This is a genomic window from Bacillus sp. XB1 (genome assembly GCF_053557995.1).
This window is the reverse complement of the sequence record NZ_JBNRIL010000001.1, coordinates 50,511-63,781: the sequence shown is the minus strand read 5'-3', so window position 1 is coordinate 63,781 and position 13,271 is coordinate 50,511. Positions and strand designations below refer to the sequence as shown.

General features: G+C 37.3%; 11 protein-coding genes. 1 reads left to right on the top strand and 10 read right to left on the bottom strand.

The window, feature by feature from the left end:
- Positions 1 to 7 precede the first annotated feature (7 nt).
- The 10 genes from ACK1U5_RS00355 to hutP form a co-directional block, all read right to left on the bottom strand.
- Complete coding sequence (locus ACK1U5_RS00355; RefSeq protein ID WP_000412731.1) at positions 8 to 946, bottom strand: ring-cleaving dioxygenase; 939 nt, start codon at positions 944 to 946, stop codon at positions 8 to 10.
- Positions 947 to 1,489: 543 nt separating this feature from the next.
- On the bottom strand, positions 1,490 to 1,978 hold the full coding sequence (locus tag ACK1U5_RS00350; RefSeq protein ID WP_001183922.1) for a cytochrome c biogenesis protein CcdC: 489 nt from the start codon (positions 1,976 to 1,978) through the stop codon (positions 1,490 to 1,492).
- 111 nt (positions 1,979 to 2,089) lie between these two features.
- A complete protein-coding gene (locus ACK1U5_RS00345; protein ID WP_000005161.1) occupies positions 2,090 to 3,664 on the bottom strand; it encodes an FMN-binding glutamate synthase family protein in 1,575 nt (524 codons plus the stop codon).
- A 67-nt stretch (positions 3,665 to 3,731) separates the two neighbouring features.
- Positions 3,732 to 4,859 (bottom strand): alkene reductase, encoded by a 1,128-nt coding sequence (locus ACK1U5_RS00340; RefSeq protein ID WP_000204590.1) that lies wholly within the window; start codon positions 4,857 to 4,859, stop codon positions 3,732 to 3,734.
- 561 nt (positions 4,860 to 5,420) lie between these two features.
- Positions 5,421 to 5,882 carry a CarD family transcriptional regulator gene (locus ACK1U5_RS00335; RefSeq protein ID WP_189644830.1) on the bottom strand — a complete coding sequence of 154 codons (462 nt, stop codon included), beginning with the start codon at positions 5,880 to 5,882 and terminating at the stop codon, positions 5,421 to 5,423.
- 256 nt (positions 5,883 to 6,138) lie between these two features.
- Positions 6,139 to 7,110, bottom strand: a complete 972-nt coding sequence (gene hutG, locus ACK1U5_RS00330) for a formimidoylglutamase (RefSeq protein WP_087875647.1) — start codon at positions 7,108 to 7,110, stop codon at positions 6,139 to 6,141.
- Entirely contained in the window at positions 7,089 to 8,360 is a 1,272-nt protein-coding gene (hutI, locus tag ACK1U5_RS00325; RefSeq protein WP_000887540.1) for an imidazolonepropionase, read from the bottom strand. The genes hutG and hutI overlap by 22 nt, the downstream gene beginning before the upstream one ends.
- A gap of 12 nt (positions 8,361 to 8,372) precedes the next feature.
- Positions 8,373 to 10,031: a urocanate hydratase gene (hutU, locus tag ACK1U5_RS00320; protein ID WP_000416946.1), complete on the bottom strand. Its 1,659-nt coding sequence runs from the start codon at positions 10,029 to 10,031 to the stop codon at positions 8,373 to 8,375.
- Between the two features lie 23 nt (positions 10,032 to 10,054).
- Positions 10,055 to 11,572, bottom strand: coding sequence for a histidine ammonia-lyase (gene hutH, locus ACK1U5_RS00315; protein WP_048568335.1), 1,518 nt, complete (start codon positions 11,570 to 11,572; stop codon positions 10,055 to 10,057).
- Positions 11,573 to 11,675: 103 nt separating this feature from the next.
- On the bottom strand, positions 11,676 to 12,116 hold the full coding sequence (gene hutP, locus ACK1U5_RS00310; protein WP_000926516.1) for a hut operon transcriptional regulator HutP: 441 nt from the start codon (positions 12,114 to 12,116) through the stop codon (positions 11,676 to 11,678).
- Between the two features lie 195 nt (positions 12,117 to 12,311).
- On the opposite strand from hutP, the gene ACK1U5_RS00305 reads away from it, so the two are divergent.
- Positions 12,312 to 13,259 (top strand): class I SAM-dependent methyltransferase, encoded by a 948-nt coding sequence (locus ACK1U5_RS00305; RefSeq protein ID WP_048568336.1) that lies wholly within the window; start codon positions 12,312 to 12,314, stop codon positions 13,257 to 13,259.
- The last annotated feature ends 12 nt before the right edge of the window (positions 13,260 to 13,271 follow it).

Here is a 13,271-nt window from a genome sequence, read left to right as displayed (position 1 = left end):
AATCACTTTAATCTAAATTTCTCACTTCAAATGGTAAAAGCGTTTGTTCAATCTGTTTTCTATGTTGTTCATATTGTTCCGGTAACTTTAATTCCTCACCCATCGTCTCTAACGATTCATCATGAGCGAAACCAGGAGGATCTGTTGCAATTTCAAATAAGATTTCACCATGTTCTCTAAAATAAATCGCGTTAAAATAATTTCGATCTTGTACAGGAGTTACGTGATATCCAAAACGCGACACATGCTCTTTCCAGTCTAGCTGATCAGCATCGTCACTCGCTCTCCAGGCAATATGATGAACTGTGCCAACGCCCATTTGGCCACGACCGATTGTTGATAATTTCAAATCAATAATATTTCCAATGTCAGCAGAAGAACGGAATCGAACAAATTCACCCTCTTCTCCAATTTTCTCAAGACCCATAATATGTTCTAACAATTCAGCTGTTTTTTGAGGCTGTGTAGATAAAAGAACAGCACCTCCAAACCCTTTAATTGCTACTTCTGGTGTAACTTCTCCAAAACTCCAATTATTTAATTCGCCTTTTTCTCTTTCAACTAATTCTATATGCAAACCATGCGGATCATCAAATTCTAAATACTGCTCTCCAAAACGAGTCATTTTTGTATACGAAACATCGAATTTTTCTAATCTATTTTCCCAAAACTCCATTGCACCTTTTGGTACAACGTAAGACGTAATTCCTACTTGACCATCTCCAATAATACCTTGACGAGCACCTGCCCATGGGAAAAACGTAATAATTGTTCCAGGCTTTCCTCCTTCATTTCCAAAATAAAGATGGTACGTACCTGGATCATCAAAATTCACTGTTTGTTTCACTAAACGTAACCCCAATACACCAGCATAAAAGTCTACATTTTCTTGTGGATGACCTACAATCGCTGTAATATGATGGATTCCCATTGTTTTCTTTTCCATTTCTTCCACTCCTTTTTTATTTCATTATAAAAATTCTTTTACATTTAAATTCATTATTCATTTTGTCCATGCTACAAAGTAAAATCCGTCATTATAATTTTATCTCGAATTCGAGATATTAATCGAAAAATTACGTATCGGCGTCTAACCTATTGAATTATCTCGAATTCAAGATAATTCACAAAAAATATTTGTTCGATTTATAACCATAATAAATTTTCATTATGAACATTATTTATCTCGAACTCAAGATTTATTATAAGTTACTTATTTTTTATTGTCAATAAGTCCTTACTTTCATTTTTCTTGTTTTCACTTATGGTTCCCTACCTTAACAAACATTTTTTGTTCTTTCAAGTGAACGAGCACTTTTCATTACATGTGAAAACCTTTATAAACGCCTTTATCCCAGTGGATTACAATGATTTTTCAAGAAATTAAAGTAATAATATTCAGAAAATTAAAGAGTGTTTTTTCACACCTTATTTTCATTCCTTTACCCGATAAATTTTAAAAACTAAAAGCCATACAAATGTATGACTTTTAGCTTATTGACGTCTCAAATTTTGCTTTCTCTACATATACTTTACGAAATTTCATATAGCATCCAATACGCCAAGGTACTATATAACAAACCGCAAGAGTGTAGAAAAGAATGCCGATTGACTTTGGATCTAGACCTTGTAAATGTCTTCTAAAATAAGCACGTAAAAGAACGATAACTAAAAATGTAGCAATAAAAGCGATACTTTTTTTTGCATAAATTTGACCATCTTCTCTGACTTCATACCCACTTAAAATAATAAGTGGAATTGACAATAACAGTCCGATCCCAGCAGCTATACCAATTTGCCAACCAGCAAGTTGTATCGGTGCTGCGTATAAAGAAAAACCTGGTAATAAGAAGAATAATGGCAATAGTAGTCGTCTTCCTTTATTATTAATTGGTCGATTCATAGAGCGCATGCGTCTAAATATAACGAGCCCTATGACGAGTAAAAAAATTGTAATACTGTACGAACCTTGCTGCAAGTGAATCTCTCCCTAAAAATAGTCATTTTCAAAAATACTTCCCTATTATACTCCTAATTTTTCCAAAAATATGATTATTCCTCTAAAAAATCTTACATATCAAATATACTTTTAGGTTTGATTTACTATAGGAAACAATTCCGAAAGTGGAACTACTCTCCCCACCTCGTCTTTAAACACAATATGCTCTCTAGTTAAATGGCGCGGGCTCTTCACTCCCGCCGCTGCCGCTAATGAAAATAAACTATATCTCATACTAATAATATAATTCATGACTCGCCACTTCTTCTCATACGGATCTAACGCTTTTTGATAATGCGGATTCGTCGTGGCTACACCAGATGGACATTGGCCAGAATTACATTGAAGGGCCATAATACAGCCGCTTGCCATCATAAATCCGCGGGCTGAACTTACAGCATCCGCCCCAATCGCTAAAGCAATCGCCACTTTATCTGGTGTGATTAATTTACCCGATGCAAATACTTTAAACTTGTTACGGACACCATAATGGTTTGCTGTATCAATAAATGTAAGTAATGCTGGAATAAGCGGCAGTCCCATACAATCTGCCATCGATTTATACGTTGCCCCTGACCCGCCTTCTGAACCGTCGATTGTAATAAAATCTGGGTAAATGTTTAGTTCTTTCATTGTTTTTATTAAATCTTCCAAAGGCTCCTGCTGACCAATTACAATTTTCATTCCAACTGGTTTACCGCTGTTTTCTTGCAACTGTTGAATAAAACAAAGTGTATCCGCTGCATTCTTTAAAAATGAAAATCGATTCGGTGAATTAATCGTCTCTCCCTTTCGGACGTTGCGAACAAAAGCAATTTTCTCATTTACTTTTTGTCCCTCTAAATGACCACCACGTATTTTAGCACCTTGCCCAAATTTCAATTCGAATGCTCTAATATTACTTTCTTTCGCTTTCTCCATGAATTTTCCCATTGAAAAATTACCGTCTTCATCACGGTATCCAAATAACCCTGGACCAATTTGCGCAACGATATTCGCTCCTGTATGTAAATGTTCTGGAATAACGCCACCTTCACCCGTATTAATCCACGATCCGCCTGCCATTTTTGCTCCAAAACCACTCGCTAAAATATAATTTTCTCCAATCGCACCGTAAGAAGTCGCAGATGCACCAAACATGCCATGTAGCTTCCACGGATATTTACGGTTCTCACCGACTATAATTGCATCATCTTCTTCGTACAGCCAAAGATTCGTTGTATCCGCTGTCAATTTTTCTCTTCTTGAAAATAACCCTTCTTTATGAATCACGTACTTTTTACCTTCCCGCTCTTGCGTGAGATTCACACTTAATTCCTCAGTTAATATCGGAAATAATGTATTAGCAATATAATATCCAGAAGCTTCAAAATCTCGTTTTGATCCAAAACCAAGTATTTCAGAGCGATATTTCGCTAAAAACATAACACTTTGAAAATCATAACGTGAGAAAGGCTTTCCATCCGTATCATGATCAAACCAATATTGTCGAAATTCAGGCCCTATCTTTTCCAGTAAGTAGCGCATTCTTCCTAAGTACGGATGTAATTTTAAAATAGAATGGTGTGTTCGTTTTTTTATAAAAAATGTAATGATAAAAAAGACGATTAAAAGCAACATTAAAAATAGTAATATACTAATAATAACGAGTAGCGTTTCACTCATCCCGCTTCCCCCTATGAAGTTCCATAATAAAAGGAGAACACTCGACGTGCTCTCCTTTTATCTTTATTCATACTAACGTAGCAAGATGCTCTTTCGCGTCATATTCAACTAAACTTTCAGCGTGTTTAATTCGATGAACAAAGTCTGGATTAGCAATTAACGGTCTTCCGAATGCCGCTACATCAATCGTTCCTTCTTGCAACGCTTCTTCGGCCTCTTTCGGATTTAAATTACCAACCCCAACAATCGTACCATCCCAATATTTTCTTACTAGTTGATGAAAATTCTTTCCATCAGCAATCTCTTGCGTATAATTCATCGTTGAAGGATGGATCATCGTTAGCCCAACCTCTTTAAACATATTTATGAACGTTTCAATTGCAAACTCAGGGTTTTCCCACATATAAGTAGGATTATCACCTTTGAAAGCAGAGAAACGAAGAAGTGTTTTATTAGCTCCAACAGCTTCTATTACAGCCGCCGTTACTTCTTTCATAAACGTTAACCTTTGTTTTAAATCACCGCCATATTTATCTGTTCGCTTATTCGCAAACTCATACGTAAATTGATCGATTAAATATCCGTGTGCACCGTGAATTTCTACTCCATCAAATCCAGCTTCGATCGCATTTTTCGCAGCTTGTGCGTATTGACCGATCACTTCTTGTATTTCTTCTAACGTCATTGCTTCTGGCGTATCAAACGGTTTACGAAAGCGTGGAACATTCCCCTCTGCAGCGATAGCCGACGGTGCTTGTGGCATTTGACCACCAATTATTTCATGATGACTCATACGCCCAACATGCCATATTTGAGCAATAATCGTCCCGCCTTCTTTATGTACTGCCTCTGTAACAGGTTTCCAAGAATCGATTTGTTCTTGTGTATAAATACCTGGTACTCCTGGGTTTCCTTTTGCTCTCGGACTAATGACAATTCCTTCTGTAATAATTAGTCCAATTCCATCCGCAGCACGTTTTCTGTAGTACTCCACTACATCAGCACCAACTGCTCCAGTCTCATTATCTGCAAAGCATCTTGTCATCGGTGCCATCGCTATACGATTACGAAGAGACCAAGTTCCAACTTGAATTGGATCAAACAACTTTGTTTCTTCAACGTTTTCAAAAAATCCCCCAGCATTTACATTTGTTCCTTCATAAATACTCGCTGCTTTATTACTTGAACTTGTCATTTTTCTTCCCCCTAAAAAATCTTACTATAATCGCATCATACTTACTTTTAGATAGTAACGTCAATTTTTACGACTTTACAATAAAAAATTCGAATATCCAAAAAACAAAATGCTATAAATAATATTAAAAAGGTTTCCTTAGGAGGAAACCTTTTTTGTTGACCATATATGGCTGTCAATTCGTTTATCTCTTTAATAAAAAACACCTTATCAATAGAAGTGAAAATGGTTCGGTATTCTTCTAAAAATAATAACTTATATACCTAAAACAATGAAAGCCCTACCTCTCTTTCATCCTTACGGCTCCTCGTCCGTGCCAGTGTGAATCAGGATTGCAAAAATCAAGTAACTATTTTATCGAAGTATTCAATTAAACTTCGAACATTCATAAATGAAATTAAAAAATAAAAATGGATTTGATTGTAGTAATAACAATAGAGGTAATGCTCTAAAAGTGGTTTGAAAGAGTTGAATGTCTTTGAAATGATAAATTTTCTATAATTATGTTCCCAAAAAATTCAAGATCTTTTTTGGGATATAATACATTATTTGTAATGAACCTTAACAAAAGCTTTTTATCTGATTTTCTGTGATACCTTCAATTAATCCCAGTTCACTAATCAAAAATTCATATGCGTTATCTAACATCTTCTTTTCGCTTGCATTAAGTGCTTTTTCTTTCTGTATACGCATTAAATCACGTACAACTTCAGCACCTTCTTGCATTTTACCCGTCTTTATTTTATCAGTGTTCAATTTATACCTTTGTTTCCACGTAAGTAATCTATCTGATTCCCCATGTTGAAAAATATCCATTATGTGTGCTAATGCGGTTATATGCGTAACTGGTCGTATATTCGAATTCAATATTCTCCCTGCTGGAATCATTAGTTCCATATTACTAGCCGACATTTTTATAACATAATACTGTTGTTTTTCTCCTGAGATTTCCTTCTCTTCTATGGCTTTAATTATACCTGCTCCCTGCATTGGATAAACAATGTTATCGCCAATTTGAAACAAATAATCCACCTCCATATATGGTAACCTTCTCAAGCTTAACACACTTTTAGTTTTTTAGCAAAATTTTTATTTTATCATAAAATTATTTTACGCGTCAATACTTAAGAAGCAAGAAATTAAATTTACACAATACACTATAAAAATCGCAATTCCATTAACGGTTCCACATACATTCATTCTCCTTTAACACAAAAACACATCACTACATTTCAGTAGTGATGTGTTTTTGATAAAGCATAAATATCTACTTTTCCGTCTATATACTAACCTGTTTGCTAACCGTTTCCCTCGCTAAAAGAAAACTCATAATCACTTGCGCTGCTACTCTACTCGTCATATCTCTGAAATCAAGAGTTGGATCAATCTCTACTATATCCATCCCTTGAACGAGCAGTTCTTTACCAAGGAATTCAATCGCATCTAGTAAAGTCGTACTATCCATCCCACCAGGCCCAATTGCTGGACAACCTGGTGCAAACGCTTGGTCTAGCACATCCATATCAAGAGAAATATAAATAGAAGTCACACCTTGATTTCTTAATACTTCAATACTTTCCGTGATAATATCTTTTATTTCTCGCTCTCGTACGTCTTTCATTGTATACACTGTTACACCATGCTCTATTGCATATTCATGGTACGCACGTGCATTAGAAAAATTACGAATTCCAATTTGAACAAGTTGTTTTCCAGTAATGACATCATTTTCTAGTAAACTACGGAATGGTGTACCATTTGACGGGCCTCCATCATCTAAATTACGTAAATCATGATGAGCATCAAATTGAATAATTCCGACCTTTCCTTTACTGTTTGCAAAACCTGTTATACTCGGAAAACTAATCGAGTGGTCACCGCCAAGAACGATTGGTATCATGTTCGGGTTTACTTTCGTTACATGCCCAACTGTTTTCGCAATTCGTTTATGACTTTCTTTTATATCCGTCACATGCATCGTAATATCGCCGCAATCATATAAGACACTTTCTTTCATATCGTGTTCTTCTGTAATTGCATATGTGCTATATGCATCTAACATCGCACGAATTGTTTTTGGCGCAAAACTCGCTCCTGAATGACTAATAGACGGTTTAGAAAGGGGTGCTCCAATTAAGGCAGCACCGAATATTTCCACACCTTCCTCCCAATCTTTAATCATCTCACTCCATTTCGTCACTTCACGATCAATAAACTTTGCATTTTTCTTTAAATAGTGGCCGTGCTCCACGATTGTTCACCTCTTGTATATGCAATATTACCATTCTTCCATACTGTATTCACATGACTTACGCCGTAATGATACGGTACGTAAGCATAATTGTAAGCATCCCATAAAACTAAATCTGCCTTACGACCAACTCTAATTTTCCCAGCTACATCACCACGGTTAATGGCATATGATGAGTTAACCGTTACGGCATTCCAAACTTCTTCTGGTGTCATTTTCAATTTTAGCATCGCAATGCTCATAATAAGCTGAATATTTTCAGTTGGACAGCTACCTGGGTTAAAGTCTGTAGCTAACGCAACTGCAACACCTTCATCAATCATTTTACGTCCACGAGCAAAGCTTTCTTTATTTAAATAGAAAGTTGTTCCTGGTAATAAAGTTGCTACTGTATTAGAATTTGCAAGCATTTCAATTCCTTTATCAGAAGCACCAACTAAATGGTCCGCTGATGCTGCACCGATTTCTGCCGCTGCTTCCGCACCACCAAGAGGGTCGATTTCATCTGCATGAATTTTCACATCAAAGCCAAGCTCTTTCGCTTTTAATAAAAATTCTTTTGATTCTTCTACAGAGAACACACCTGTTTCACAGAAAATATCAACGAACTCCGCTAATTGCTTCTCTTTCATTTCTGGTAGTAGGTCTAACATCCATTGTAAAAATTCTTTCGATCTACCTTTATACTCTTTCGGAACTGCATGAGCACCTAAAAATGTTGAAACTAAATCGATCGGATGCTCTTTTTGTAATTGTGCTGTTGCCTCTAATTGTTTCCATTCCGTCTCATCATCTAATCCGTAACCACTCTTCGCTTCTACAGTAGTAACTCCGAAAGATAGCATACGGTCTAAATGGAATTTCGCTTTTTGAACAAGTTCTTCTTTCGACGCCTGTTTCGTTGCATTTACAGTTGAAAGTATGCCTCCGCCTTGTTCTAAAATTTCTAAGTACGGAACTCCTTGTAGTTTTAGTGCGATTTCATTTTCACGAGATCCACCAAATACAAGATGAGTATGCGGGTCAACAAGACCAGGAGAAACCATTTTCCCGCCGCAATCAATAACTTCTCTCGCTTGTAATCCTTTCGCTTCTTCCGCTGTTCCAACGAAAGTAATTACACCATTTTCAATTCCAACCGCACCGTTTTCGATAACAGGAAGCGTGTTCATCGCTTCCCGTCTTAACAAGCCATCTTCTTGATCCATTGTTAGTAATTGACCGATATTTATTAGTAAAGTGTCCAGCATGTTTTCTCCTCCTTATTTCATCATCGGAATGTTAACGCCTTTTTCTTTCGCAGTTTCCACAGCTAAGTCATACCCTGCATCCACGTGACGAACAACACCCATACCAGGGTCAGAAGTTAATACGCGCTCAATTCGTTTTGCTGCTGCTTCTGTTCCATCTGCAACGATAACCATTCCCGCATGAAGTGAATAACCCATACCAACGCCACCACCGTGGTGAACAGATACCCAGCTTGCACCGTTTACACTATTAATTAATGCATTTAAAATTGGCCAGTCAGCTACTGCATCACTACCATCTTTCATCGCTTCTGTTTCACGATTTGGAGATGCTACTGATCCACAATCTAAATGGTCACGACCGATAACGATTGGTGCTGATAATTCACCATTTGCAACCATTTCATTAATGATGCGACCAAATTTCGCTCGCTCACCGTAACCAAGCCAACAAATACGTGATGGAAGCCCTTGGAATTCAACTTGTTGACGTGCCATACGAATCCAGTTACATAAATGTTCATTATCAGCGAACTCACGTAAAATTACTTCGTCTGTTTTATAAATATCTTCTGGATCACCAGAAAGTGCTACCCAGCGGAATGGTCCTTTTCCTTCGCAGAATAATGGACGGATAAATGCTGGAACGAATCCTGGGAAATCGAATGCATTTTTCAAACCTTCATCGAAAGCAACTTGGCGAATGTTATTTCCGTAATCAAATGTAATTGCGCCTTTTTCTTGCATAGCAAGCATTGCTTCCACATGTTTTGTCATACTTTCTTTTGATAATTGTACGTAGCGTTCTGGATCTTCTTCACGAAGTTTCGCTGCTTCTTCTAACGTGTAGCCTACTGGAATATAACCGTTTAATGGATCATGAGCAGATGTTTGATCTGTAACTAAGTCTGGTGTAATATTGCGCTTCACTAGTTCTGGTAAAATTTCTGCCGCATTTCCTAATAAACCAATAGAAATCGGTTCTTTCTTCTCTTTATACTCGTTCGCAACCGTTAACGCTTCTTCTAATGATTCTGTATACATATCACAGTATCTCTTTTCAATACGACGATCGATGCTGCGCTTATCAACATCAATAGCAATGACAACACCGCCGTTCATCGTTACAGCAAGAGGTTGTGCACCACCCATACCACCTAAACCAGCAGTAAGTGTTAATGTACCTTTTAATGAACCATCGAAATGTTGACGAGCTGCTTCACCAAATGTTTCATATGTTCCTTGTAGAATCCCTTGCGTTCCAATGTAAATCCAGCTACCAGCTGTCATTTGTCCGTACATCATAAGACCTTTTTTCTCTAGTTCTCGGAAGTGATCCCAGTTTGCCCATTTTGGTACTAAGTTTGAGTTCGCTAACAAAACGCGAGGTGCATCTTCATGTGATTTAAAAATGGCAACTGGCTTTCCTGATTGAACAAGTAACGTTTCATCGCTTTCTAACGTTTTTAATGAATCTACAATCGCCTGATAACTTTCCCAGTTACGAGCTGCACGGCCAATTCCGCCATATACAACTAATTCTTCTGGTTTTTCAGCAACTTCAGGATCTAAATTGTTCATTAACATACGAAGTGCAGCTTCTTGCACCCACCCTTTCGTTTGTAACTCTGTACCTCTTGGCGCGCGAATTGTTTGTTGTACTTTTTCCATTTCAATCTCTCCCTTTTCTCATTTTATAGTGCTGCGTTTACATCTAATCTTTCTTTTATCGAATAATTCGTTTTTAACCAATGCGCAATATTTTCAATATCTGTTGAGAATATACGGTCATTTTTAATAGATGGCACCTGCTGACGACCTTGATGGTAGAAGCTCTTCGTCACTGTACTCATGTTTTCAATTCCGCGATATTCTGCTGCTTGCATCGCACAAATCATCTCAACAGAAAGAACACGTCTTGCATTTTGAATAATCTGATGTGCATGGCGTGAAGCAATTGTTCCCATACTTACATGATCTTCTTGGTTAGCAGAAGACGGAATTGAATCTACACTCGCCGGATGTGCCAACGTTTTATTTTCAGAAACTAGTGACGCTGCAGCATATTGCATAATCATTGCACCAGACTGAAGTCCTGGTTCTGGACTTAAAAATGGTGGTAAATCATTTAATTGCGGATTCACTAAACGCTCAATACGGCGCTCCGAAATATTTGCAAGTTCTGCCATTCCTACTTTTAAGAAGTCCATCGCAAACGCAATCGGTTGACCATGGAAATTCCCGCCCGAAATTACTTTTTCCCCACCATCAAAGATAAGCGGATTATCTGTTGCTGCATTCATTTCAATTTCTAATTTTTCTTTCACATAATTTAAAACTTGCCAAGAAGCACCGTGTACTTGCGGGATACAGCGAAGTGAATAGGCATCCTGTACACGTAGTTCTCCTTGTTTTGTTGTTAATTTACTATCGTGAAGAATGTCACGAATTCTGCTCGCTACTTCCACTTGCTCTTTATAACCACGTGCTTTATGAACATTTTCATCAAATGCATCAATAATGCCTTGTAACCCTTCAATTGTCATCGAAGCAATTAGTTCAGCTTGATACGCCGTTGCTTCTGCTTCTATATAAGAAAGAACTCCTTGTGCTGTCATTGCCTGCGTACCATTAATTAACGCAAGACCTTCTTTCGCTTCAAGTTCAATTGGCTCAAGCCCTTCTTCTGTAAGAGCAACCATTGCATGAACGCGTTTCCCCTTATAGAACACTTCACCTTCGCCTAATAATACGAGCGCAAGATGAGATAAAGGTGCTAAATCGCCACTTGCACCAAGTGAACCTTGTTGCGGAACGACTGGATGAATTTTACGGTTTACAAACTCAAGAAGCATATTTACAACAAGCGGCCTAACACCAGATACTCCTTTAAGCATCGTGTTCGCTCGTAAAATTAACATTCCACGCGATACTTCTTCCGGGAATGGATCACCAATCCCACATGCATGTGACTGAATTAAATTATGTTGAAGTGCCTTTACATCATCTTTTTGGATAAGCACATCACTAAACTTTCCAAATCCAGTTGTAATTCCGTAAACGACTTTTCCGTCCTCTACAATTTTCTCAACTACTTCGCGGCACTCCGCTACCTTTTGCATACTAGTTGGACAAGCTGTTACACCTTCTCCTTCCAGTAATAACCTCTTCATTTCTTCAACTGTCAATGTATGTCCTGTTAACGTAATCATCATTTTTCCTCCTTAAAAAGGCAAAAGGGGACCTTATCTTTTTAAGACAGACTTCTGTCCTAAAAAAGTAAGGCCCCCTTCTAACTAATAGACTATGGGCAAATCATATGTGATTAATTCCTAAACCAATCGCCTCATGCTCAGATCCTTTTACAGGTGCACCAATCGTTCCATATAATGCAACAGCAACCCATTCGCCTTCTTTTTTTCCGTCGTATGGTGTACCGCGCACAATCGCAAAACGAAGTCCTACTGTACGAAGAACGTCTGCTAACTGAATTTGACCTCTCGTCACTCCGTACAAAGCTTCCATAATTGCATGATAAAGTGCATGTGTTTCTCTGTAAACGTCTGTTTCAATAACTTGGTTGCTTTTAGCCGCTGTTTCCATTGCTGCGACAACCTTTTGCGAATTCATCGAACCCACTTTCCCCGTACAATACTTCCAACCTTTTGGAATGGATAATACAGGACTTTCATTCTCATCCGCAAGTGCCAACAGCATGGCCATACGACCAATTCGATGTGTTCCTTGAAGAAGCATGTGACTCTCTCATTTCTTTTGAATTATTTGAATATTACTTAATTTAAGAATATATGAAAACGTTTAAATCGTCAATAGTTTAAACTCACATTCAAACAATTTTTTCATCCCCTCCATTTGTGTACACAAATTATTTACACAATTTTTCCAAGCATGCTATAGTCTCATTAACAGATGCAAAGGGGCGAGATTTCAGTGACAAAACGAAAAGATATTCATTTTCGAATTGAAGAGAAATTACTTAAAAGGTTTGAATCAGCACTCCATTACGAAGGTTTAAAGAAAACAGATGTATTAACACATGCAATCCAACAATTTTGCAAAAAGGTGGAATGTGACAAAATGAATGATGTAAAACGTCAGTATAACGTTAGCAACCATTTACAAACACGCATCGACACACATACACATTACGAAGAAAAACACGTAGATTTAGATAAGATCGTCATTGAACATTTACAACTTCAAGGGGAAGAAAATATATTAGAGGTTGGGTGCGCTAGTGGAAAATTCCTTTCCCTTTTACAAACAAATGGTCATAAAGGCCCATTAACCGGGTTTGATCAATCCGAAGCTATGCTTGCTGAAGCTGCTAAAACAAATAACTTAATAGAATGGAAACGAGGGGATGCTAGTAAACTTCCTTTCGAAACAAATTGTTATGACCTAATAATTGCAAGACATATGTTATACCATGTGAAAGATGTTGAAAAAACGATTCAAGGATTCCATAAAGTAATTCGTCCTGGCGGAACACTTTTAGCTACAACAAATTCTAGCGTTACACTACCTCGTATAGTTGAAATGTGTAACCGTATGTTAGACGCATTTGATTTACCGAAAACAACATCATCAGTCACTCCATTTTGTTTAGAAAACGGTAAAGAGATATTACAATCTGTTTTTCCAACTGTTGAAGAAACAGTTATTCATAATGCTCTCGTTTTTCATCATGCTACTCCGATTGTAAACTATATTTCTAGCATGTTTCCGTCGCTAAATATACCTGATAATACATACCTTCACGCGGAAATGAAGGTATGGCTAAAAGAAGAAGTAGAAAATGAATTGTCACTTCATAACGGTATATGGCGTGACCCAAAAACGTTAGCCATTTATCGATGTCAAAAAGAAAAAAGCTAGCATTTGCTAGCT